The 23,936-nt window shown below is 73.3% G+C and carries 15 protein-coding genes; 6 read left to right on the top strand and 9 right to left on the bottom strand.

What is annotated here, in order from left to right:
* Nucleotides 1–87: 87 nt before the first annotated feature.
* Nucleotides 88–1,794 carry a hypothetical protein gene (locus ACIRFL_RS21775; RefSeq protein ID WP_404030689.1) on the top strand — a complete coding sequence of 569 codons (1,707 nt, stop codon included), beginning with the start codon at nt 88–90 and terminating at the stop codon, nt 1,792–1,794.
* A 284-nt stretch (nt 1,795–2,078) separates the two neighbouring features.
* On the opposite strand, the gene ACIRFL_RS21770 is transcribed toward ACIRFL_RS21775, so the two are convergent.
* Nucleotides 2,079–4,583, bottom strand: coding sequence for a hypothetical protein (locus ACIRFL_RS21770; protein ID WP_404030686.1), 2,505 nt, complete (start codon nt 4,581–4,583; stop codon nt 2,079–2,081).
* A gap of 168 nt (nt 4,584–4,751) precedes the next feature.
* On the opposite strand from ACIRFL_RS21770, the gene ACIRFL_RS21765 reads away from it, so the two are divergent.
* On the top strand, nt 4,752–5,744 hold the full coding sequence (locus ACIRFL_RS21765) for a helix-turn-helix transcriptional regulator (RefSeq protein WP_404030683.1): 993 nt from the start codon (nt 4,752–4,754) through the stop codon (nt 5,742–5,744).
* A 210-nt stretch (nt 5,745–5,954) separates the two neighbouring features.
* Here ACIRFL_RS21765 and ACIRFL_RS21760 read toward each other — a convergent pair whose 3' ends face one another.
* The 4 genes from ACIRFL_RS21760 to ACIRFL_RS21745 are packed head-to-tail and all read right to left on the bottom strand — an operon-like array spanning nt 5,955 to nt 11,534.
* Nucleotides 5,955–7,205: an NAD(P)/FAD-dependent oxidoreductase gene (locus tag ACIRFL_RS21760; RefSeq protein ID WP_404030680.1), complete on the bottom strand. Its 1,251-nt coding sequence runs from the start codon at nt 7,203–7,205 to the stop codon at nt 5,955–5,957.
* Entirely contained in the window at nt 7,202–8,638 is a 1,437-nt protein-coding gene (locus ACIRFL_RS21755; RefSeq protein ID WP_404030677.1) for an NAD(P)/FAD-dependent oxidoreductase, read from the bottom strand. Before ACIRFL_RS21755 ends, ACIRFL_RS21760 begins: the two co-directional genes overlap by 4 nt.
* The gene (locus ACIRFL_RS21750) at nt 8,635–10,068 is read right to left on the bottom strand and encodes an FGGY family carbohydrate kinase (RefSeq protein WP_404030673.1); all 1,434 of its coding nucleotides are present in this window, start codon (nt 10,066–10,068) and stop codon (nt 8,635–8,637) included. The genes ACIRFL_RS21755 and ACIRFL_RS21750 overlap by 4 nt, the downstream gene beginning before the upstream one ends.
* Nucleotides 10,065–11,534: an APC family permease gene (locus tag ACIRFL_RS21745; RefSeq protein ID WP_404030670.1), complete on the bottom strand. Its 1,470-nt coding sequence runs from the start codon at nt 11,532–11,534 to the stop codon at nt 10,065–10,067. The genes ACIRFL_RS21750 and ACIRFL_RS21745 overlap by 4 nt, the downstream gene beginning before the upstream one ends.
* A 473-nt stretch (nt 11,535–12,007) precedes the next feature.
* Here ACIRFL_RS21745 and ACIRFL_RS21740 point away from each other — a divergent pair, with 473 nt between their 5' ends.
* Nucleotides 12,008–12,781, top strand: a complete 774-nt coding sequence (locus ACIRFL_RS21740; RefSeq protein WP_404030667.1) for a DeoR/GlpR family DNA-binding transcription regulator — start codon at nt 12,008–12,010, stop codon at nt 12,779–12,781.
* A gap of 281 nt (nt 12,782–13,062) precedes the next feature.
* On the opposite strand, the gene ACIRFL_RS21735 is transcribed toward ACIRFL_RS21740, so the two are convergent.
* A complete protein-coding gene (locus tag ACIRFL_RS21735; protein WP_404030665.1) occupies nt 13,063–13,731 on the bottom strand; it encodes a hypothetical protein in 669 nt (222 codons plus the stop codon).
* A 173-nt stretch (nt 13,732–13,904) separates the two neighbouring features.
* Between ACIRFL_RS21735 and ACIRFL_RS21730 the strand changes: the two genes are divergently transcribed.
* The 3 genes from ACIRFL_RS21730 to ACIRFL_RS21720 all read left to right on the top strand — a co-directional run bounded on the left by ACIRFL_RS21730 (nt 13,905) and on the right by ACIRFL_RS21720 (nt 18,404).
* Nucleotides 13,905–15,113 carry a HupE/UreJ family protein gene (locus tag ACIRFL_RS21730; protein WP_404030662.1) on the top strand — a complete coding sequence of 403 codons (1,209 nt, stop codon included), beginning with the start codon at nt 13,905–13,907 and terminating at the stop codon, nt 15,111–15,113.
* Nucleotides 15,114–15,320: 207 nt separating this feature from the next.
* On the top strand, nt 15,321–17,252 hold the full coding sequence (locus ACIRFL_RS21725) for a fibronectin type III domain-containing protein (RefSeq protein WP_404030660.1): 1,932 nt from the start codon (nt 15,321–15,323) through the stop codon (nt 17,250–17,252).
* A 75-nt stretch (nt 17,253–17,327) separates the two neighbouring features.
* A complete protein-coding gene (locus tag ACIRFL_RS21720; RefSeq protein ID WP_404030656.1) occupies nt 17,328–18,404 on the top strand; it encodes a WxL protein peptidoglycan domain-containing protein in 1,077 nt (358 codons plus the stop codon).
* A gap of 39 nt (nt 18,405–18,443) precedes the next feature.
* On the opposite strand, the gene ACIRFL_RS21715 is transcribed toward ACIRFL_RS21720, so the two are convergent.
* From ACIRFL_RS21715 to ACIRFL_RS21705, 3 genes are all read right to left on the bottom strand, one after another.
* A complete protein-coding gene (locus ACIRFL_RS21715) occupies nt 18,444–19,022 on the bottom strand; it encodes a type 1 glutamine amidotransferase domain-containing protein (RefSeq protein WP_404030653.1) in 579 nt (192 codons plus the stop codon).
* A 500-nt stretch (nt 19,023–19,522) separates the two neighbouring features.
* On the bottom strand, nt 19,523–21,751 hold the full coding sequence (locus ACIRFL_RS21710) for a WD40 repeat domain-containing protein (RefSeq protein ID WP_404030650.1): 2,229 nt from the start codon (nt 21,749–21,751) through the stop codon (nt 19,523–19,525).
* Nucleotides 21,752–21,802: 51 nt separating this feature from the next.
* Nucleotides 21,803–23,626 (bottom strand): PQQ-binding-like beta-propeller repeat protein, encoded by a 1,824-nt coding sequence (locus tag ACIRFL_RS21705; RefSeq protein ID WP_404030647.1) that lies wholly within the window; start codon nt 23,624–23,626, stop codon nt 21,803–21,805.
* Nucleotides 23,627–23,936: the final 310 nt, after the last annotated feature.

Below are 23,936 nucleotides of genomic sequence, written 5' to 3'. Positions count from 1 at the left end.
CGTTGAGATGCGCTGAGCCAGCACCGCTGCGGGCCGCGCGCCGCGGGCCGGGCGCGCCCGCCGGCCTGGCCGCCCGGGGTGACCGCCGTGTTCGGTAGTTCGCCCCTGCGGGTGCCGGTGGGGCACGACGCCTCCCGGTGGAGCACCTTCCACAGCGAGCGGACCCTGGTGGTCGCCGCGCGCACCGTCACGTCGACGGTACGGGTCCTGGAGGCGCTGCCCGCCGTACTGAACGGCGACGAGCGGGTGGCCGTGGTGTTCGCCTACGACCCCACCTCCGCCTTCAACGCCGGGGTCCTCACGCTGCTCCACGAGGCCGGGTGCCGGGTCATGCCCTGGGAGCAGCTGACGGAGATCTCACCGGACCTCATCATCACGGCGAGCGAGAACATCGCCGTGCCGGAGGGCGATTGCCCGGTGCTGGTGCTGCCGCACGGCGTGGGCTTCCAGAAACACGTGCCGGACTCCCGCAGCACCGGGGAGCGGCTGTCCGGCGTCGTGCCCGACGCCCTGCTGGAGGCGGGTCGCGCCTGGCTGGCCGTCTCGCATCCGGACCAGGAGCAGCAGTTGCTCGCGGCGCATCCCAAGACGGCCGGGCGAACGGTGCTCGTGGGTGATCCGTGCCTGGACGAGTTGGTGGTCAGCCGGTCGCGGCGCGCGGTGTACCGGGCGGCCATGGGGCTCACGGCACAGCACCGCCTGGTGCTGGTCACGTCGACATGGGGGCCCACCTCGCTGCTGGGCGGGCAGCCCCGGCTGCCCGCCCAGCTTCTCGCCCAGTTGCCCTGGGACGAGTACCGCGTCGCGGCGGTGGTGCACCCCAATGTGTGGGCCGCGCACGGCGCCTGGCAACTGCGCACCGTACTCGGCGACGCCCTGCCCGCCGGGCTGATGCTGGTGCCCCCGGTGCATGCGTGGCGGTCCGCCCTGGTCGCGGCCGACCTGGTGATCGGCGACCACGGTTCTGTCACCCTGTACGGGGCCGCGGCGGGCCTGCCGGTGCTGCTCGGCGCCTTCGGCCGGGACTCGGTGGCGGGGACCGCCGCCGCGGATCTCGCGGCCCGCGCGCCCCGCCTCGATACGGCGGGCGATCTGCGCGGCCAGATCGAGGACGCGCTGCGCTCCCACTCGTCGCTCAGCTACGCCGAGGTGACACAGCGGGCCTTCGCCGCGCGCGGGCAGGCCCTTGCCCGGTTGCGCAGGGTCCTCTATCAGCTGCTGCGGCTCACCGAACCCGACGCGGACGCTCCGTCGGTGCGGTCCGTGCCGGTGGCCGATCGTCCGGGCGCCGAGGTCACCTCCTGGCTGGTGACCACCGCGCTGACGGCCGACGACGGGGAGCCGGTGGTCGGGGTACGCCGCTTTCCGGCGGCGGTGGACACCCGGCCGGAGCCCGCCGAGACGCCGACCCGCTTCACGCATCTGGCGTGTGCGGACGACGAGCGTGACGGGCGGCTCGCGGAAAGCGCCTCGGTGGTGGTGCGGCGGCGCCCCGCCGACCGCGCCGTCCAGGCGGTGCGCTGGATCGGGGAGACCCTGGCGCGGCTGCCGGGAAGCCTGCTGGCCGCGGTGCCCGTGCGCGGGGGCGGTGCCCTGGTCGGGCTGCGGGACGGCCGGATGGTGGAGGCCGTGGTGACGGGCCCGCCTCTGGACGCCGGGCTGCCCGCCGCGGTCGTCTACACCTGTCTGCGCGCCGGCGTGGACGTGGACGGCACGGTGGTGACGATGCGCGTCGGCGACCGGGGGCGGGAGGAGGACGTCGCACTGCGGCTGCGCCCCGTCCGCCCCGGGTGAACCACGGACCGCTGCCACCCCGGTGCCTCCCGCACCACCCGCGCCGACCCGGTATCGGTCCCCACGCCCCGGTGCCTCCCGCACCGCCCACACCGACCCGGCACCAGTCCCCGCGCCCTCGGTGCGTCCCGCACCGCCCACACCGACCCGGTATGGGTCCCCGCGCCCTTGGTGCCTCGCCTATCACCCGTGTCGGCCCGGTACCGATGCCCGCGCCTTGATGCCTCCCGCACCGCCCGCGCCGTCGCGGTTCCGGTCCCCTCGGCCCGCCGTCCTCGGTCGGCTCAGCTCTCGGCGTCGAGGGCGTTCAGCCTGCGCCGCAGTTCGTCCGCCTCGGGGCTGCCGTTCGCGGTGTGAATGGCGAGGGCGCGGGTGAGCCACCGGCGTACTTCGGTGGTGCGTCCCAGCGGCTGGACGAGGTCGGCGAGCCGGCCGAGGGCCTGGGCCTCGTAGTGGCCTGCCCGCTGTCGGCGCAGTTCGTCGGCCGCCTCGCTCAGGGCGGCGACGGCCGCTTCGGTGTCACCCAGGTGGGCGCGGACCGTACCGATGGCGGCCGTCACCCGGGCGGCCATCCGGGGATCGGGTTCGCTGCCCGACAGCAGGTCCTCGCGCGCCTTGAGCAGGGTCGCCAGGGCCTGGACATGGTCGCCTCGGGTGTCCTGCGCGCAGCCCAGGAAGTAGGCCGCGATGGCGGCGCCGCGGGGTTCCGCGGCGCGGATGTTGAGGTCCAGGGAGCGCCGGTACGCCTCGACCGCCCGGTCCGGTTCGGCCACGTCCAGATACCGGCCGAGGAACTCCTGGACCGAGGCCCGGAGCACGAGGTTGCCGGTCACCTCGGCACGGGCGACGGCGGCTTCCAGTTCGGTGTGCGCAGCGGCGTACTCGCCGAGGTCCATCAGCGGCCGGGACAGCAGGCTGCGCAGCCGTGCCTCGGCGGCCGCGGCCTGCTCCACCTGCGCCGCCGTGGTGGCACAGGCCCCGGCCGCGGTGGCCGCGGCGACGCCGAGTTCCAGTGATTCCTTCCAGGCGCCCAGGTAGCGGCGGTGCAGGAACAGCACGGTGAACGCCTCGGCCAGCGGCCACACGAGATCGTGCAGCCGGTGCCGGGCGGCCTCCCGCAGCACCGCGAGGATCATGGTGCGCTCGGCGTCCAGCCACTCCAGGGGATCGGGTCCGCCGGGCGCGGTGAACGGGTCGACGGCCTGCTCCAGCAGCGGCGACAGCGATGCGATGCGCAGCCGGTCGCGTTTCACGGCCCGGTCGGCGAACGCGGTCACGGCCAGGTAGTGGGTGGCCACCCGTCGCATCACCGCGGTGTGCTCGGCGGGGGTCTCCTGCTGTGCGGCCTGCTCCCGGGCGTGCAGGCGGACCAGGTCAGGCATCCGGTGGCGGCCGTCGGGCGTGGTCTCCACCAGGTGGGCGGCGGCGAGCACGCGCACCAGCCGCTGGGCGCCCGCCAGATCGGTGCCGGCGGCGGCCGCGGCGACGGCGGCGTCGACGGGACCGGCGGGCAGCAGGCCAAGCAGCCGGTACAGCCGCGCCGCGTCGGGTGCCAGCAAGCGGTACGACGGCCCGAGTGCCGCGGACATGGAAAGCTCCTCCCCCTCCAGGGACAGCCCGGCGAGCCGGCCGGTCTCGTCGTCCAGTTCCGCAGCCAGCGAGCCGATGGTCGTGCCGTCGTCGCCCAACAGGCGGGCGGCGACGATCCGCAGGGCCACCGGCAGGCCGGAACACAGCTGGACCAGGCGCGCGGCGGCCTCCGGGTCGTCGTCGACGGCGGGCCGGCCGCACAGGTCCGCCAGGAGCGCCAGCCCGCCGTGAGTGTCGAGCGGCCGCACGTCGATCATCCGGGCGCCGTCCAGGGCGAGTTCGCCCAGGCGACGGTGGCTGGTAACCAGCACCGCGCTGCCGGGCCCCTTGGGGATGAACGGACGGACCTGCGCCGGCTGGTCGACTCCGTCAAGGACCACGAGCAGGCGTTGTCCCGCGGAGCGGGAGCGCAGCAGGTTGGTACGTTCCGCCAGCGACGCGGGCATGAACTCGTCGGTGACGTGCAGTCCGCGCAGCACCATGGCCATGGCCTCGGAGACATCCCCGCCCGGCGTGCCGGAAGCCGTCGCCTCGCCCTTCAGCGGTGCGAAGTCCACGTAGAGCTGGCCGTCGGGGAAGCGTGCGTGTTCCTTGTGCGCCCACCAGCGGGCCAGCGCGGACTTCCCGATGCCGGACAGGCCGTGCACCACGCCGAGCGCCACGGGCTGCCGCGGTCCGTCCCCCAGGACGCCCAACGCCTCGTCGAGACGGGCGAGTTCGGCCGTACGGTTGATGAACCGGGCGGTCACCGCGGGCACTTGATCGGGTTTGACCCGTCCGCCGTTTCCGGCGGGCTCCTGGACGTGGAAGGTGACGCCGCCGTAGATGGCGGAGCCCTGGAAGGCGGGGCCGTGATGGGTGCCGGCGAAGAGCGGGCCGATCACGGTGCCGGGCGGCGCCAGCTCCGCCAGCAGCCGCAGCAGTTCCTCGCCGCGGTCGGGATCGGTGGTCAGGATGTCGAGGATGCGGGCCTGCCAGTCGCCGCGCAGCCGGTCCTCGGCCTCGTCGTCGTGGGCGGAGCGCGCCGTCGCCAGCGCCTGCTCGGTCCGCCGCAGTTCCGCTTCGGCGGAGTCGGTCGCGCCGCGTCGGCCCAGGAGCCGGGCCAGCCGCGTCTTCGCCTGCTCCCACGACTCCGACACCATCAGCCCTACCAGGGTCGTCGCCCCCGATGCCGCGAGCGCCGCCAACTCGGCTTCCACCACTCCCCCTTCATCGTGCGGCGCCGCAACGGGCCCGTCGGGCATCCACCGTAAGGAGATCTTGCACCGTTGGACAGCCCGGCACGCACAAAGCGCCACGCCCGCCATGCGGGCCCGCGGGGCGGAAGCGGACAGGTTGTGGCCGGTTCTTTGGGCACAATGGGTGGCATGCAGAAGACCTCGGCGCGGTTGCTGTCGCTGCTCTCGCTGCTCCAGGCCCGCCGGGACTGGCCTGGGCAGCTGCTGGCCGAGCGGCTGGAGGTCAGTCCGCGCACCGTGCGCCGGGACATCGACCGGCTGCGGGAGCTGGGCTACCCGATCGTGGCCGCCAAGGGGCCGGACGGTGGCTACCGGCTCGGGGCGGGCAGCCGGCTGCCGCCGCTGCTGTTCGACGACGACCAGGCCGTCGCCCTTGCGGTCGCGCTGCGGACCGCCGCCGCGACCGGCGCCGGGATCGAGGAGGCCGCGGCGCGGGCGCTCAACACCGTCCGGCAGGTCATGCCGGCCCGGTTGCGCCACCGCGTCGACGCCCTGGAGGTCACCGCCGTGGAGCGTGCGGGCGCCCGGCCGCATCCGCAGGTCGATCCGCAGGTGCTGGTGGCGCTCAGCGCCGCCGTCCGGGACCGCGAAGTGCTGCGCTTCGACTACTCCCCGGTCTTCGCGCCGGGAGCCGACGGCACAGGGCGGGCGGTGGCGCCGCCGCGTCGGGCGGAGCCGCACCACCTGGTGACCTGGGGTGCCCGCTGGTATCTGGTCGCCTGGGACCTGGACCGGGACGACTGGCGCACGTTCCGTGTCGACCGGATGGCACCGCGCACGCCCACCGGGCCCCGCTTCACCCCGCGGGAGGTTCCCGGCGGGGATGTGGCCGCGTTCGTCGCCGGCCGGTTCCAGGGCTTTGACGGTTCCGGCGGCTGGCCGTGCCGCGGCGAGGTGATCCTGGACCTGCCCGCGTCCGTGGTGTCCGCCTACAGCCGCGACGGCATCGTCGAGGAACTGGGCCCCCACCGCTGCCGGCTCCTGCTGGGCGCCTGGTCATGGGTGGGACTGGCCACCGCCATCGGCAGATTCGACGCGGACATTCAGGTCATCGGACCACCCGAACTACGCGACGCCTTCACCCTCCTGGCCCACCGCTACACCAACGCCACGACGCACTGACAAACCCCGCCCACAACAACAGCCCCGGAAGGGGCGCGGGGAACTGCGCGCTCAGCCACAAACAACCCGCACCCACCCACCCACAACACCCCCCACCCCCAAATCCCACCCCACCACACCAGCCCCCGAAGGGGCGCGGGGAACTGCGCGCCCAGCCACAAACCACCCGCACCCACATCACACCCCCGCCGACCAAACCCCGCAGACCGTCTACCCCAGCCCGATACGAACCGGCCCCCCAGCAGCAGACACACCGCTGAGCACCCCGTAGGGCACGCGGAAGACCCGGCCGGGCGCGGCCGGCCAGGTGAGGGTGCGGCGGGCGAGGACCCGCCCGTCCTGGCGGACGGTCACCCGCGGGAAGCGGACGAGTTCGTCGGTCCACAGCAGCAGCCGGCCCCGCGCGGGCGCCGGATCGCCGGGCCTGAGGATCTGGGGCGCGACCCAGCGGAACGGGGCGTCGGCGACCAGCCGGACCCCGTCGGCCGGACGGGGGCGGCCGTTCAGATGGCCTATGACCTGCTCGGCGACGTGCCGGCCGTCGAGGGCTGCGACATCGGCGGTGTCGACGGGATGCAGCACGTTGCCGGCGGCGAACACGCCGGGGCGGCTGGTGCGCAGCGCGGTGTCGGTGAGCGGGCCGAGGGTGCCCTCGTCGAGGGCGATGCCGGCGGTGCGGGCGAGTTCGTGGTCGGGGATCCAGTCACCGGTGAAGACGACGGTGTCGCAGGCGACGGTGCGCCGCCTGCCGGTGTCGAGGTGTTCCAGTTCGACGGCCTCGCAGCGGCCCTTGCCGATGATGCGGGTGACGCGGCTGCGGGTGGCGACGGGGACCCGCAGCAGGCTGCGGCCGGCCGCGTTGAAGGCGGCGTAGGACTCGGCCTTCGGGTACTGGCTGATCATCAGGGCGGGGGTGCAGCCCGCTTCGCGCAGGGTGACGGCCGCGGACCAGCTGACGAGTTCGCCGCCGACGATGACGGCCCGTTCGCCGACGGGCTGGTGGTGGAGGTGGACGAGGTTCTGCAGCTGGCCGGTGGTGTAGACGCCGTGCGGGCGGTCGCCGGGGACCCGCCGGGCGGTGCGCGGGCGCTCGCGGGCGCCGGTGGCCAGCACGACGGACCGCGGGCGGATCCGGTAGCGGCCGTCGGGGCTGGTGACGTCCACGGTGTGGTCGTCGGCCCAGCCGGTGACCATGGTGCGGGTGCGGATCTCCGCGCCGGCCCGGGTCGCCTGCCGGACGAGGTGGCGGGCGTAGGCGGGACCGGTCATCACGCGGCGCAGGTCGCGCAGCCCGTAGCCGGTGTGGTCGCTGTGCCGGGGGATGCCGCCGGCGGCCGGTTCCCGGTCGACGACGAGGACGTGGCCGGCGGCCAGGTCGGCGAGCGCGGTGGCGGCGGTCAGTCCGGCGGGTCCGCCGCCGATGACGAGGACGTCGGGTGTGATCAGGTGCGGCTCGGTCATCGGGGGTCCTTGTGCTGGCCGGCGCGGCCGTCGTGGGTGTGGTGCTGTGCGTGCAGCGCGGCGACGGCCGCGCCGCAGAAGAAGCCCTGGCAGCGGCCGTTCATGGCGCGGGTGCGCCGGCGCAGTCCCTCCAGGCTGCGGGCGGGCAGGGTGGCGTGGCAGGCGTCGCGGATCTCGCCTTCGGTGACCCGTTCGCAGAAGCAGACGATGGTGCCGTAGGCGGGGTCGCGGGCGATGAGGTCGGCGTCCTGGTAGGGGCGTGGGGATGCCTCGCCGATGTTCGGCATCCGCGGCGGGTCGGGCAGGTCGCCGCGGGTGCGCAGGGTCAGCCCGGCCGTTTCGAGGAGGGTGCGGGCGTGTTCGGCGATGGCGATGCCGGCGGTCAGGCCGGTGGAGCGGATGCCGCCGACGAGGAGGTAGCGCTGTTCGGGTGTGGCCTCGATGAGGTAGTCGGGGTGGTCGATCGCGGCGCGCAGGCCGGCGTAGCTCGCGGTGACCTCCTCGGCCAGCAGCCGTGGCATGAGGCGTTCGCCCTTGCTGAGCAGGAAGTCGAAGCCGTCTTCGGAGGTGGCGGTGTCGGTGCGGTCGGTGCGGTCTTCGGCGGTGGGGCCGAGCATGACGTTGCCGTAGATGGTCGGGGAGATCAGGACGCCCTTGCCGCGGGAGGTGGGCACCGGCAGGACGATCTTGTCGACCATGGGCCGGGTGAGCTTGTCGAAGACGAACAGTTCGCCGCGGCGGGGTGTGACGGTGAAGCGGTCGTGGCCGAAGAGCCGGTCGATGTGGTCGGCGCCGAGTCCGGCGGCGTTGACGACCCAGCGGGCCTGCACGTCGCCGGCCGCGGTGTGCAGGACGGTCGTCCGGTCGTCCTGGTCGACACCGGTCACGGCGTGGTCGAGCAGGATGGTGGTGCCGCGCTGCCGGGCGTCGGTGGCCAGGGCGAGGTTGGTGGTCCAGGTGCAGATGATGGATTCGTCGGGGACGGTCAGTCCGCCGAGCACGCCCTCGCCGAGGTCGGGAAGGGCGCGGTAGACCTCGTCGGCGTCGACGATGCGGCAGTGCTCGTAGCCGTTGGCCTCGGCCTTCTCCTTCAGCGCGGGCAGCGCGGCCAGTTCCTCGTCGTTCCAGGCCACCAGGACGGCGCCGGTGTGTTCGACGGGGATGCCGGTGGCCTTGGCGTAGGCGCTGAGCAGGTGGTAGCCGCGGGCCACCAGCCGGGATTCGAGTGTGCCGGGTTTCGCGTCGAAACCGGTGTGCAGGATCGCGGTGTTGGCCTTGCTGGTTCCGTCGCCCACGTCGTCGCGGGCTTCGAGCAGTGCGACGGAGACGTCGCAGCCGGACAGTTCGCGTGCGATCGCCGCGCCGACGATTCCTCCGCCGATCACCGCGACGTCGAAGACGCCGTCGTGGGGACGGTGGGGGGTGGCGGTCATGAGTGGTCTCCCTTGGCGGCGCCGGCCGTCGCGGCCTGCGCCCATGTGGTACGGAACTCCTCGGCCCGGTCGGCGGACCAGCGGGGTTCGTAGACGGTGGTCGGCCGCCAGTCGCCGACGGCCTCCTTGAGGGTGAGCGCGGGGTCGAGGGCGCAGCGGGCGAGGGCCGCGGCGCCCAGTGGGGTGGCGTGCGCGTGGGGGTAGATGTCGACGGGCATCTGGGCGATGTCGGCCTGGGCCTGCATCAGGGCGGCCGAGTTGGTCAGTCCGCCGTCCGCGCGCAGCCGGGTCAGGGGCCGGCCCAGGTCGTCCGCGACCAGCGCGCCCAGCGCGGCGACCTGGGCGGCGATCCCCTGGAGCACGGCGAGGACGAGGTGTTCGCGGCGGGTGGCCAGGGTCATGCCGGTGAAGGACGCGGTGGCCTGCGGCGCCCACCAGGGGGCGGCGAGACCGGCGAAGGCGGGCACGCACAGGACGCCGTCGGTGTCGGCCGCGACCAGCGAGTCCAGGTCGGTGGCCGCGTCGACCAGGCCGAGGTCCTGCAGCCAGCGCACCGCGGAGGCGACGGTGTAGACCTGTCCGTCCACGCAGTACGGGGTCTGTCCGGCCGCCTGCCAGGCCACCGACGTGGTCAGGCCCGCGCTGGAACGCACCGGGTTCAGGCCGGTGTTGGCGAGCAGGAACGCGCCGGTGCCGTAGGTGCACTTGGCGGTGCCCGGCTCCAGGCAGCCCTCCGCGACCAGGGCGGCCTGCTGGTCGACGATCAGTCCGGCGACCGGCACCTCGGGGCCGAAGGCACCGGTGGTGCCGACGATCTCGTCGCAGGCGGCGATGCGTGGCAGCCGCTCCGCGCCGAGCCCGAACAGGTCGGCGAGCCGTGGGTCCCAGGCGGCGGTGTCCAGGTCGAGCAGGAGCGAGCGGCTGGCGGTGGTGGCGTCGGTGACGAACTCCCCGGTGAGCCGGTGCACCAGCCAGGTGTCGGTGGTGGTCACCACGCCCTCGCGGGTGAGGTTGCGGCGCAGCCAGGCCATCTTGGGTGCGGAGAAGTACGGGTCGAGGACGAGGCCGGTGCGCCGGGCGATGTCCGTGGCGTGGTCGGCGAGTTCGGCGCAGATGCCTTCGGCGCGCCGGTCCTGCCACACGATCGCCTGGGTCAGGGGCGCTCCGGTGGCCGGGTCCCAGGCGAGGACCGTCTCGCCCTGGTTGGCGAGGGCGACCCCGTCGATGGGCCGGCCGGCCTCCCGCACCGCGCGGCGGCCGGCGTCGAGGACGGAGTCGAGGAGTTCCCCGGGGTCCTGTTCGACGCCGCCGCCCGGCAGGTAGCGGGGGCGGATGGTCTCCTCGGCGATGGCGACGGTGCCGTCCGCGTCGTCGACGACGATGGCCTTCGTACCCGAGGTGCCCTGGTCGATGGCGAGGATCGCGGTCATCGTGCGTCGCCTCCGGCCGTGGTGTGCGCGGGCTTCGGTCCGGTGTCGGCGGTGTCGAGCGCCCGGTCGACGTCGGCCATGTCGGGCATGGTCAGGCCGTCGCGTCCGCGCCGGACGAGCAGACCGGCGAAGTAGAGGGCGCCGATCGCGAAGAGGACCAGTACATAGGTCCAGGGGGCGCGGAAGGAGGCGTCGCGGAAGATCAGCAGCTCGTACACCAGCCAGACGGCGGCGACGACCAGGACCGGGATCTCCCAGCGGCCCAGGGAGAAGCCCTGGGAGGCGGGCAGCGAGCGCCGCTTGGCCGCGTACATGGCGACGGTGCCGGCGTAGATCAGGGCGGGCAGCAGGGTGCCGGCGGAGAACAGCTGGAACAGCGCGTCGGTGGAGTGGGAGAAGACCGCGAGGATGATCTGTGCGATCAGCATCATGAACACGGAGGCGTTCAGCGGGGTCGCCGTGCGCCGGTCGACCCGCTTCAGCAGCTGCCAGCCGGGGAAGCGCTCGTCGCGTGACATGGCGTACACCAGGCGGGTCCCGCTCAGGGTGATCACCAGGCCGCAGGAGAAGATCGAGACGACGACGAGGACCAGCAGGATCTTGCCGACGACCGAGCCGAGTACGGCGGTGATCACGGTGGCCACCGGGGTCGCCGACGATCCGACCCCGTCGATCCGGCCGGCCGCCGCGGTGACCGCGACGAGGAACAGGAAGCCCAGTACGCCCAGGGAGAGCACGGCCTGGACCATGGCCTTGGGGATGACGCGGGCCGGGTCCTTGGTCTCCTCGGCGAGGTTGGCGGCCGACTCGAATCCGACGATGGTGAAGGCGCCCAGCAGGAAGGCGAGGGCGAAGGGTCCGGCGTGGGTGCCGCCGCCCAGCGCGTAGTAGCCGCTCTCCGGGACGGTTCCGGTGTCGAAGAGGTGGGCGAAGTCCAGCTTGCCGGTGAAGGCGCCCACGGCGAACAGCAGCACCGTCAGGGCGATCATGCCGATGAGTTGCACGGTCACGGCGGTGTTGTTGACCCGGTGGGTGGTGCGCGTGGAGGCGGCGACCAGGACGGCCTGGAGCAGGACCACACCGGCCGTGATGACCCAGGCGTTCTGTGTGGTGCCGACGTAGCGGAACAGCTCCGGCAGGATGGTGGAGGCGATCGTGTAGTCCACGGCGACCAGGACCACGCCCAGGAAGGCGAACGAGATCCAGCCCATGATCCAGCCCCACACCGGGCCCACGATGCGGGACACCCACTGGTAGGAGTAGCCGCTGATCGGGATGCGGGCCGCGAGGGCGCCGAAGACGAGGGCGATGGACAGCTGGCCGATCACGGAGATCGGCCAGGCCCAGATGCCCCGCGGGCCGGAGGTGGCGAGCACCGAGCCGTAGGTGGTGAAGATGCCGGTGGCGATGGACACGAAGCCGAAGGCCACCGAGAAGGAGGCGTACCAGCCGAGCTCTCGTGCCATGTGCTGCTGGGGCGGACCGCCGCCGGGGCCGTCTGTTCCCGGTCCCGTGGGACCTGTGTCTGTGTGTGCCATGACTCGTTTCCCTGCTCAAGAGTGCCCCGCGGTGGATGCGAGAGCCAGTGGACGTGGCGAACCGAACAGCGTCGGTCTGCGGGCGGGCCCCTTGTGCGGGGTCTGCTGGGGCCTGTCTGCTGTGGGTGCGGCGGGCCGCGACGGTGCGCGCGGCCGTGGCCGTGGCGGTCGCCTCCCCCGGCCGGCGCGACATCGACCGATGATGACCGTTCCTGTGGGTTATTGACCGCGAGGTACTGGAAGTGTGGACCTTTGCCCGTCCGACGTCAAGGGTTGGAACCCCGCGTAACCGCAATGACGTGGAAGTGTCCACGGAGATGCGGACGCGGGGGCTGGCGGCCGGGCCCGTAGAATGCAGTCACAGGTCCACAGAAACGGTCATAGCTCCAGGGAGGTGGGTCGTGCTCGCCGCCGAGCGCCACCGCAGAATCGTCGCCGAGATCGCCCGGCTCAAGTTCGTCACCACCGACGACCTGACCACGCTGCTGGGTGTCTCACACGAAACGGTCCGCAGGGACCTCGCGCTGCTGGAGCGGCGCGGGGAACTCGCCCGGGTGCACGGCGGCGCGACCAGCCCCCAGGCGCCCGTCGGCGAGGAGGCGTCCTTCACCGAGCGCAGCGGGACCCTGGCCGCGGAGAAGGAGGCCATCGGCCGGGCGGCGGCGGCGCTCATCGAGCCGAACCAGATCGTCGTGATCGACGTCGGCACCACCGCGCTGGAAGTGGCCCGCGCCCTGCCCGCCGACCACACCGGGGTCATCGCCACCCCCTCCCTGCTGGTGGCCGCGGAGGTCAGCACCCGCCCCCGGGTCGAGGTCCTGGTCAGCGGGGGCCGGCTGCGCCCCGGCGACCTCGCCTGCTCCAACGCCCAGGCCGTGGAGTTCTTCGGCAACCTGCGGGTGGACGCCGCCTTCCTGGGATCCGGTGGCCTCGCACCCTACGGGCTCACCGACTTCCACCTGGACGAGGTCGCCACCAAGCGGGCCATGCTCGCGGGCGCCTCGCACCGCTATGTGCTGGCCGACGCGAGCAAGTTCGGCCGCACCGCCGCGCACCGCGTGTGCGGACTCGGCGACTTCGACACCCTCATCACGGACGAGCCGTGCCCACCCGAACTACGCACCGCCCTGACCCACGCAGAAACCACGGTCATAGTGGTCCCAAAGCCCGCGTGACCACCCCGCCCACATCACCGCCCCAAAGCCTGCGCGACCACCCCCCGCCCACATCACCGCCCCGAAGACCGCGTGGCCCCCTGCCACAACAGCGCCCCGAAGGCTGTCTGGCCCCCTGCCGCAACAGCGCCCCGAAGGGGCGCGGGGAACCGCGCGCCCAGCCCCCACCCACCCGCACAACCCCCACAACCGCACGCACCCCTGCCGCACACCCCACCACCGCACACTTCACAACGCACCCAGCGGCAACGCACCCACACCCGCCAAAGCCAGCGCAGCGCTCACGTGTTGAGCCAGACCACGACCCCCGTAACCCCGCTCAACACGGCCGCCGCGCCCGCCCTGATCGCGGCGGCACAGCGCGCGGCCGTGAAGGAGTCCGCGTCGTACGTCGATGACATGCCCAGGCCCTCGCCCCTGAAGGACGCGCCGGACCAGTCGACCGCGGTGACGTTGTGGGTGGGTTCGGCCAGTTCGGCGCCCACGACGAGGAACTGCTGCGAGAGGTGGTGGGGGGTCACGGTGGCAAGCGGGTCGATCAGCTCGTTCCCGGCGCTGACGATGAGGTCCGCGCCCATCTCCAGTGACTCGGTGATGCTCGGCAACAGGTCGGCCGGGTGCTCGACGGCCACCGTGCGCAGGTCGACGTGTTCGTCCTCGGCCCAGCCTCTGACCGCCGCCACCAGGGTCCTGGTCGGGCGGTCGTCCCCGGCGGTCAGCAGGACCACGCGATAGCCCTTCGGCGGATGGACGCCGTTCCAGGAACCGGGCCGCGGGGTGATGGTCGCCTCGGGAGTGGGCGGTGCGGACGGATCGGTGAACCCCGCGCCGAGCGTGCCGACGGCGGTCGGGCTCGGGTGCGGACGCGACCAGTCGTCGCCGGAGCTGCATCCGGTGGCCAGGGCGACGGCCGCGGCCAGGGCGGCGGCGGCTCCGAACGGCGTGCGCAAGGCGATCGTCCTCCAGGTGGTGACTGCTGGTGCCTGCACATCCTCATATGCCGACGCTCGCCCGTCCTGTCCGAAAAGGGCTTGCCGAAGGGTTGTTCTTCCATGATTCGCCGCGGGGGCAGCACATGTTCACCCACGACGTGGAGCGTGCACGGGCAACCTGAAGGAGACACATGTCACGACACGTCCGCCGCGCCGTCATCGGGGTCATCGCGGCGGTGACGGCCCTGCTGGGCACCGTATCGCCCGCGCAGGCCCACGGGTTCACCTCCACCGTGTACGTCCAGGTCACCGCCGCGGACCAGGGCCGCATCCGGACGACACTGGACCTGGAGTACGACCTCCTCGTCGTCTCCGCCGCCGACGCGGAGGGGGACGACCCCCTCTTCCGGTCGGGGACCGCCGCGTTCGAGGCCGGCGACGCCAAGGGGCAGGCCGCGGCGCTCGACGCACACGCCCGGTCGGCGGTCGGCTATGTCACCCGGCGTTTCTCGGTCGGCGCGGACGGCCGGACCTGCGCACCCTCGCGGCAGGGCGCGTTCACGATGGGCCGGCAGGAAGGGGTGCCCTACGCGCGTATGACGCTCGACTGGGCCTGCCCCGCCGGGGCCGGCGATCCCGTGGTGCGCAGCGAGCTGTTCCCCGACGGCGAGGGCTATGTCCGCGACACCAAGACGATCATCACCTACGACCTCGGGGGCCGTTCGGGCAGCGCCGCGCTCGACGCCGCGCATCCGTCCTTCTCACTGGGCCAGTCCTGGTACGAACGGTTCTGGGAGTTCTTCCGCCTCGGCGCGGAACACCTGCTCGGCGGCATCGACCACATCCTGTTCCTGCTGGCGCTGATCGCCGGATCGCGGCGGCTGCGCGAGATCGTGCTGGCGGCCACGAGCTTCACCCTGGCGCACTCGGTGACGTTCCTGCTCGCCGCGCTCGGCGCGGTCGATGTGCCGGGACGGATCGTGGAACCCGTCATCGCGCTGTCCATCGCGGTGGTGGCCGGCTGGTACCTGTGGCGGATGTGGCGGCACGGGGGCCGCGCCGCCGAGGTCGAGTCCCTTGAGGGCGGGCGTCTGGGCCTGGACCGCGCGGGCTGGGTCCGGCTCGGCCTCGTGTTCTGCTTCGGTCTCGTGCACGGTCTCGGTTTCGCGGGCGCGCTCGGCATCCACGAGGCGTGGTCGTGGACCCTGCTGTGGTCCCTGCTGGTGTTCAACGTCGGTATCGAAGCGGTTCAGTTGGGGATCATCGCCGTGGTGTTCCCGCTGCTGGCGCTGGTGCGCGGCCGGGCTCCGGTGGCCGGGCTCCGGCTGACCGGAGCGCTCTCGGCGGGTGTGGCCGCGACGGGCCTGGTGTGGTTCGTACAGCGGGTGGCGGGCGTCTGAGACAGCGGGTGCCGGGCGGGTGGCGACGGGCCGGGCGAAGAGCCGCCCGTCTTTGGGAAGTTCAGCAGTTCCCAAGATCGCATTTATGACCGGTTTACCAAACGGAGAGACGTTCTTCGCGTCCATTCATGCACTCCGTGCACCAAAGGAACGAAATTGAAGAGATTGAGACCCTCCACGCAGGCTTCCGGGCCTGCGCGGCGCCGCGTGGCCACCGGGACCGCGGCGGCATTCCTGGGTGTGGCCGTCGCCCTCGGCAACGGTCTGGCGTCCCCCGCCAGTGCCGCCGACGGCACCACGCTCAGCGGGATCATCCTCGGTGTGGGCGCCAACGAGTCGCAGCGCACCGTGACGTGGTACTCCTCTGACGACACCGCTCAGAAGGTGCAGCTCGTCCCGACCGCGCAGCTCGCGAACGGTGAGTTCCCGGCCGGCGCCGCCGTCTTCGACGCCATCGGCGGCGCGAACATCGCCACCAGCGGCGGCTACAACCGGCACGCCACGATCACCGGTCTCAAGGAGCACACGGCGTACTCCTACCGGGTCGGCAGCGAGGGCAACTGGTCCACGACGTACTCGTTCAAGACGCAGGACTTCGAGGGCGACTACGACTTCCTGTTCTACGGCGACCCGCAGATCGGCTCGTCCGGCAACACCGCGAAGGACCAGGCCGGCTGGCAGGACACCCTGGACGTCTCGCTCGGCGCCAACCCCGACGCCGAACTGCTCGTCTCGGGCGGCGACCAGGTGGAGACCGCCAACACCGAGTCCCAGTGGAACGCCTTCCTCGCGCCCGACAAGCTGCGCCAGTACCCGTGGGCGGCCACCATCGGCAACCACGACGTCGGCGGCAAGGCCTACGAGCAGCACCTGTACACGCCGAACACCGACCGCACGGCCCCGTACTACTCCAACGGGAACCCGGCGTCCAACACGTCCGGCGGCGACTACTGGTTCATCTACAAGGACACGCTGTTCATCGACCTGAACAGCAACAGCTACGCCACCTCGCAGGGCGGCGGCGGTGACGCGGCACACATCAACTACGTCACCGACGTCATCAACAAGCACGGCTCCGAGGCCAAGTGGAAGGTGCTCGTCTACCACCACGCGATCTACTCGCCGGCCTCGCACGCCAAGGACAACGACAACAAGGTGCGCCGGACGGACTTCCCGACTGCGTTCTCCAAGCTCGGCGTCGACCTGGTGCTGCAGGGCCACGACCACAGCTACTCCCGTAGCTACCTGATCAAGAACGGTCAGAAGGCGAACCCGGACGAGCAGCCCGGTGCGGCCGATGTGTACGCCGGTCCCGGCGGTGTCCTGTACGTGACGTCGAACTCGGCGTCCGGCTCGAAGTACTACGACATCACCAAGCCGGACAGCAGCGGCACCAGCGGTGCCGGCAACGGCGCCGACCCGCTCAACCCGGACAGCTACTGGTACAACTCGGTGCAGAACCAGGAGCACGTCCGCAGCTACGTCAAGGTCGGCGTGCGCAAGGACAAGCTCGTCGTCGAGAACCTGCGCAGCGGCACCTGCCAGGCGCCCAACGCCGCGGTGGAGCTGGGGCAGGTCTCCTGCACCAACACCCCCGAGGGCAAGCCGGTGGGCTCGGTCGTCGACAAGGTCACCGTGCACCCGTACCACGGCAACGGCCAGGACCTCCAGGTCGACGTGCCCGACGCGCCCCCCGGTGAGTTCGGCTGGACCATCGACGGCTACAACGGCCTGGTGGACCTCGGCACCGCGAAGGACCACGACGGCGACTACTTCCAGGCGGGCGGCCGGATCAACCCGATCCTGGTGGCGGACAGCCGCCGCTCGCTCGCCCCGTGGTCGATCTCGGCCAACGTGAGCGACTTCAAGGACGGCGACAAGTCGTTCTCCGGTGCCTACCTCGGCTGGACGCCGAACGTCCTCCAGGACGGCGCCGGCGCCAAGGCCAGCGGACCGGTGGCCTCCGGCTACGACGACCACGGTCAGGGTCTGTCCGTCTCGCGCGGCCTCGCCTGGGCCGAGCAGGGCCACGCCAAGGGCAAGGCCAAGCTGGGCGCCGACCTGGACCTGAAGATCCCGGGCAGCGTCAACAAGGGCACCTACCGTGCCACCCTCACGATCACTGCGCTGAGCAGCTGACCGTACCCGTTCCAACCGTGGGGGCGGGCGCCGTCCGCTGCCCGCCCCCACCCCCAGACCGCCCGAGGACCCCAGATGCACGCGCCCACCCCGCGCCGGAAGACCACCGTCGCCGCCCTCCGTACCGCCGTCCTGGCCCTGCTCGCGGCCCTCGCGATCGCGGGCCCGTTCACCGCCCCCGCCCAGGCCGCCGGCGGCGATGTCACCTGGACGGTGCGCACGGCCCCGAACAGTTACGGGTCCGACCGGTCCAGCTTCGGCTACGGCGTCAACCCGGGCGGCCGGATCGAGGACGCCATGGTCGTCGCCAACCGCGGCAAGGACCCGCTCACCCTGGCCGTCTACGCCGCCGACGGCTTCACCACCGACGCGGGGCAGCTCGACCTGCTCACCAAGGACAAGAAGTCCGTCGGCGTCGGCGCCTGGGTGCACGCCGACCGCGACAGCGTCGTGGTACGGCCCGGCAGGACCGTCCGCGTCCCCTTCATCGTGTCCGTACCGGACAACGCCACGCCCGGCGACTACGTGGGCGGGATCCTGACCTCCCTGAAGCAGTCCGACGACGCCGCGGGCATCAACGTGGACCGCCGCCTGGGAATCCGGGTCAAGCTGCGCGTCAGCGGCGAACTCAAGCCGCGCCTGGAGATCGAGGACCTCAAGGTCCGCTACGACGGCACCCTCAACCCGTTCGGCCAGGGCGACGCCACTGTCAGCTACACGATCCACAACACCGGGAACGCGATTCTCTCGGCCCGCCAGACGGCCTCGCTGTCCGGGCCGTTCGGCTGGCTGCGCGCCGACGCGGGCGCCGTCGCCGCGCCTCCCGAGCTGCTGCCGGGCGAGAGCTGGAAGGTGAAGGTGCCCGTGCACGGTGTGACCCCCGCGGTCCGGCTGACCGCGACCGCCACCCTCACGCCGCTGCTCACCGACGCGTCGGGCTCCACCACCGCGCTCAAGAAGGTCGAGGCCACCGCGGGCGGCTGGGCCGTCCCCTGGACGCTGCTGCTGATCGTCGTCGTGCTCGCCGCGGCCGTCGCCGCCTGGCTGGTGCTCGCGCGCCGTGCCCGCGCCCGGCGCAAGCAGCGCGACGAGGCCCGGGTGCGGGACGCCGTCGAGCAGGCGCTGCGCGAGCAGGAGACCTCGGCCCCCTGAACCGGCACGCCGGGTGCGGCGACGACGGTGTGAGCGGCGTCAGCGTTCCACGGTCGGGTCCCAGGCCGGCCGCATCGCCTTGGCGAACTCGTCGATGACCGTGTTGCAGAACGCGGGCAGATCCTTCGGGCTACGGCTGGAGATGAGCTGCCCGTCCACGACGACCTCCTCGTCGAGGACATCGGCGCCCGCGTTGCGCAGGTCGGTGCGGATGCTCGGCCACGAGGTGACGCGCCGGCCGCGCAGCACGTCCGCCTCGGCGAGCGTCCACGGGCCGTGGCAGATCGTGGCGACCGGCTTGCCGCTCTCCATGAACGCCTTGACGAAGGCCACGGCGGCCGGGTCCATGCGCAGCTGATCGGGGTTCATGGTGCCGCCCGGCAGGACCAGCGCGTCGTAGTCGCCGACGGAGGCGTCGGCGACCTTCCGGTCGACCGTGAACGTGCCCGCGGCGTCGATGTCCATCTGACGTGCGCTGATCTCGCCGTCGTGCAGGGAGAGCAGTTCCGTGTCGGCCCCGACGCCGTGCAGGGCGCCGCGCGGCTGTTCCAGTTCGACGCGCTCGACCCCGTCGGTGGCGAGGAAGGCGACCTTGTGGCCGCGGAGTTCATCGGTCATGTTCGGCTCCTTGCGACGGCCCTGCGGGGCTTTGGCGGGGGGTGTGGCGCGGGTGTGCCATACGGTGTGCGGGGTATCCGCTGGCGCGCGAAACATGCACGGTGTGCGGGGAAAACATGGGGGCTGTGGGTGGAGGGTGCGCCGTGGGGTTGCGGTGAGTGGGTATGTGCCGGTGCGTTGTGGCTGGGCGCGCCGTTCCCCGCGCCCCTGGGTGGGTGCGGTCAGTGGGTTTGTGCGGGTGTGTGGGGGTTGAGCGCGCCGTTCCCCGCGCCCCTGGGTGGGTGCGGTCAGTGGGTATGTGCGGGTGCGTTGTGGTTGAGCGCGCCGTTCCCCGCGCCCCTGGGTGGGTGCGGTGAGAGGGCATGTGCCGGTGCGTGGGGGTTGAGCGCGCCGTTCCCCGCGCCCCTGGGTGGGTGCGGTCAGTGGGTTTGTGCGGGTGCGTTGTGGCTGGGCGCGCCGTTCCCCGCGCCCCCCGGTGGGCTGGGCCGGGCCCCCGGTTGTCAGGGGGACGGTTTGTACAGGGCCAGTTCTTCTGCGAAGGCCAGTAGGAGGGTGGCGTCTGGGTAGGCGGCCAGGGTGTGTACCCCGTAGGGGACCGGTAGGGGCGGGGCCGCCTCGCGTAGCGTGGCGAGGTCCCAGATGCGTACGGAGCCCTCGTCGCCGCTGACGGCCAGGGCGCGGCCGGCGTGGGAGGTGACCGCGAGGGCCGTAACGCGGCGGTGTCCGCGCAGGGCGTCGCCGATCGGGCAGCCGGTGGCGAGGTCCCAGACGCGCAGCGAACGGTCGTGGCCCGCGCTGGTGACGGCGACGGACCGGCCGTCGACCACGGTCGTCACCGCGCCGTCCACGCCGCGCCGGTGGCCGGCCATGGCCGGGCCGAGCGGGCTGCGGTCCACCAGGTCCCAGCGGCGGACGGTGTGGTCGGCGTGCCCGGTGACCAGGACCGTACGCCCCTCCACCAGGGCGCTCGTGATCACCCGCACACACCGCCCACCCGCCGTGAAGGGCGGACCGTCGGCTTCCCCGGACGCCAGGTCCCACACCCGTACCGTCCCGTCCCGGCCGCCCATGAGGACCCGCACCCCGTCCGGCACCGCGGCCATAGCGAGCGCCCCGGGCCACGCCTCGGGGCAGTCGAGCGGCACCGCGCTCTCCGCGCCCGCCGCGAGATCGCTGATCCGTATCACCTCGTCCTCGCCCGCCGAGAGGACGAGCGTGCGGCCGGCCACGACCGCGGTGGTCACGGCGTGGACCGTGCCACGGTGACGGGTCAGTGTGCGGGCGCCCCGCGGCCCGTCGGCCGCCTCCCAGACGCGTACGGTCCCGTCGAGCAGGCCGGCGACGGCCAGCCGGCGTCCGTCGAGGCAGGCCGGGGCCAGTGCCGTCACCGTCCCGTCGTGGTCGGCCGGCGCCTCCACGGGCCGGCGCCGGGCGGCCGGCTCCCAGCCGCGCACCAGGCCGTCGAAGGCCCGCGCCACGAGGACCGGCCGTCCTGCGTCCGATGCCACGGCCACCTGCTCGACCGGCTGGTGGTGACCGGTGAACGCGTCGGCCTGCTGCCGTCCGGTGACCGGATCCCAGGTCCGGACCGTACGGTCCCGGCCACCGGTGACCACCAGCGTCCGGCCGGCCCACCGGGCCGCCGTCATCGCCTCCACCGGCCCGTCGTGCCCGGCGAGGGGCCCGCCGAGCGGCCGGCCTGTGGTCAGGTCCCACAGCCGGGCGGTGGCGTCCCGGCTCGCGGTGACCGCCAGCACCCGGCCGTCGTCCTCGGTCACCGTGGCCACCGCCGTGACGGGGGCCGTGTGCCCGGTGAGCGGGGCGCCCACGGGGCGTGCGGTCAGCAGGTCGCGGACCAGCACGTCGCGGTCCTCCCGTCCGGCGGTCAGGGCGAGCGGGCGGCCCCGCACCACGGCGGTCGCCACGCAGGCCACCCAGTCGCCGTGGCCGTCCGCCGCCTCGGCGAGTTCCCGGCCGGTGGCCAGGTCCCAGGAGCGCACCAGGCCGTCCCAGCCGCCGGTCACCACGACGGTGCGGCCGTCCGCCTCGGCGCTCGCCGCCGTGGTGATCCGGCCCCGGTCGACGACCAGGGGTGCGCCGGCCGGCTCGCCGGTGCGCAGGTGCCAGGCCCGCACGGTGTCGCCGTACCGGCCGGCGTCGGGCAGACCGTCCGGGCCGCGCCGCTCATGACCCGTGAGGACGAGCGGTGTGCCGGCCGCGTCGAGCACCGCCACCACCCGGGCGCCGTGACCGGCCGCGAACCCGGCCATGCGCGCGCCGGTCAGCACGTCCCGTGCGCGGACGCCGCCGTAGCTGTCGGTGTCCACGGCCACGACACGTCCGTCCAGTTCGCCGAGGACCGGCCGGAGCGCGTCGCGGTCCAGCACGGCGAGCAGCCGTTCGTCCGCCTGCCGGCCGGTGGCCCAGGCCACCTGCCATGTTGCCGGCCGCTGCCCGGGCGGCCGGTCCGCCGCGTCCGCGGGCGCCGCCAGGGCGGTGAAGGCAGCGGCCAGGCCCATGCGGCCGAAGCGGGCCGCCTCAAGGGCCAGCAGCCGGGCGCGTTCGCCGGGGTCCGCGTGCCGCAGCAGGTGCGTCACGGAGCGGTAGACCGCCGCGGTCCGCCGCTTGTGTGCACCCTCGGCGGCCGGGGGCAGTGCGCGCAGCACCTCGTCCGGCTCCGCCCCGGCCCAGAACGCCGGTCCAGCCCATGCTGGTTCGTCCGCCGTCACTGGTAACTCCCTTGTTCTGCCGGGTACTTCCGATGAGTGCCTGACAGTCCATCAGACGGGCAGGCGCCGGTGCCCGCGGCGGGGGCCGCGGCCGGTGTCCGCGTCCAGGGCCAGCACGGTGCCCTTGTCGGTGCCGACGTAGACGATGCCCTCGGCGAGCACCGGGGCCGTCCCTGAGCCGTCCAGTGTGTGCCGCCACCGCACCGCGCCGTCCGCCCGCCCGACCTTGAACAGCTTGCGTCCCGCCTTGGCGGTGACCAGCCAGGCCGAGTCGCCGCTGATCGCGACGGACGAGGCGCCGTAGGCGCTGGGCAGATGCCACACCGGGGCGCCGGAGTCGGCCCGGCAGGCGTAGGCGCCGCCGTGGCTGTCGCCCACGATGACCAGGCCGCCGGAAACGGACGGGGTGCCGTCGATCACGCCGGCGGCCTGGCTGCCCCAGCGGTGTTCACCGGTGGCCGCGTCGTAGGCGTGGAGTTCGGCCCGTCCGGTGCCGACGTAGAGCGTGCCGTCGACGACGCTCGGGGTGCAGCACGTCAACTGCGTGTCGCCGCCGGCCCGGTGCCACAACCGCTCGCCGCTCGCCGCGTCGAACGCGCTCAACGCGCCTTTCGCGCCGTGCACATGGACCCGGCCGTCCGCCACGGCGGGGCCGGACCCCGAGCCGTCGGGCAGCGGGCGCTCCCAGCGGGGCTCACCCGTCGCCGCGTCCAGCGCGCGCAGCCTGCTCGCGTCGCGCAGCAGGTAGGCCGGGTGGTGGACGAGATACAGCAGGCCGCCGTCGACCACCGGCGCGGCCGAGTGCCCGACCTGCCGCTGCCAGCGTTCCCGCCCGTCGTCCGCGCCGATCGCGTGGAGGATGCCGTCCTGGCCGACGACGAACACCTGCCCGTCGGCGGCGGCCGGACTGCGCAGCAGCGGGCTTCGGGCCGCGAAGCGCCAGCGGGGCTCGCCCGTCGCCGCGTCCAGCGCGTAGCAGTGGCCGTCGGCGCAGCCGACCAGGACGGTGCCCGCGCAGACGACGGGTTCGGCGCGGACGGCCCCGGGCAGGGCGACGCTCCATGCCTCGAAGCCGGACGGCGGCCGGCCTTCGGGGAAGACACCGGTGTGCGCCGCGTTCCCGCGGACCATGGCGGAGGCGGCGGAGGTGCGGGTGGCGGCGGACGCGTTCTGCCGCGGCGGTGCGGCGGTCCGTGCGGCGGCGGGCGCAGGTGCGGTGTCGGGGGCGTCGTCCTCGGGGCGCGGGTCGAGGAGGTCGGCGAGGCGGATCAGTGACCGCAGGTGTTCCAGCGGGGCGATGTCGTCGTCCGTGAGCGGGTGCGGCGCGGGCGGCAGTACGTGGCACAGGTGGTCGCCGTCCACCCGCCACTCCAGCCAGGCCCGATCGTCCGCGAACTCCCGTACGGCGGGCGTCAGCAGCCGCTCGGCGGCCTCGGCGTCCGCCGTCTCCACGACGTGGGTCCGGTCGTAGGCCGGGTCGCCGATCTCGTACAGCCGGCGGTCGGGGCGGTCCCGGACCACTTGTTTCAGCAGCGGGACCACGGTGTCGACGCCCAGTCCGTGCCGGGAGACGGCGGTCAGCGGCAGGGCCGTGAACAGTTCCACCAGGCATACGGTCAGCACGCTGTGCCGTGGCAGCCGCGACCACAGGGGCGTGCGTTCACTGCGTACGCAGTCGAAGACGGTGACCCGCCGGCCGTCCAGCGTGCCGCCGACCGCGAACCGGGCCGCCCACTGTCCCGAGGCGGCACCGGTGACGGCCCCGCGCCAGCGCTCCAGCAGTTCGGGACGGTCGTCCTCGTACGTCCATCCCTGCCGCTCGGCCAACTGCCGCCTGCCCTCGCCCCGTCGGCGCAGATCCGCCCGCCCTGCCATGACCACCCCACCGTCTCGGAAATCCACCGTGTATCACGAGGTGTGTTCAGGTTCCGGTTCCCGGGTCCGCCCGGCTCAAGTGGCCCGCCGGTCCGCGGGTGGGGTAAGGTCGAACACGAGCGCGGCGGTCAACACCGCTCAAGCGCTTGGTGCGTTGGTGGTCCAAGGAAAGACGTCCCGCTTCCTGCGGGGAGATGCAGGTGCAAGGCCTGCCCGGCGCTCTGAACAGGCCCCGTCCCCGGCATGCCGGGGACGGGGCCTGTGGTGTTCCGCCGCGGCGGAGCAGGCGCCGCTTGTGTCCAGGCCGTCG

The organism is Streptomyces sp. NPDC102462 (assembly GCF_044765425.1).
Classification (GTDB): Bacteria; Actinomycetota; Actinomycetes; order Streptomycetales; family Streptomycetaceae; genus Streptomyces.
This window is presented reverse-complemented; position numbering and strand designations above follow the sequence as displayed.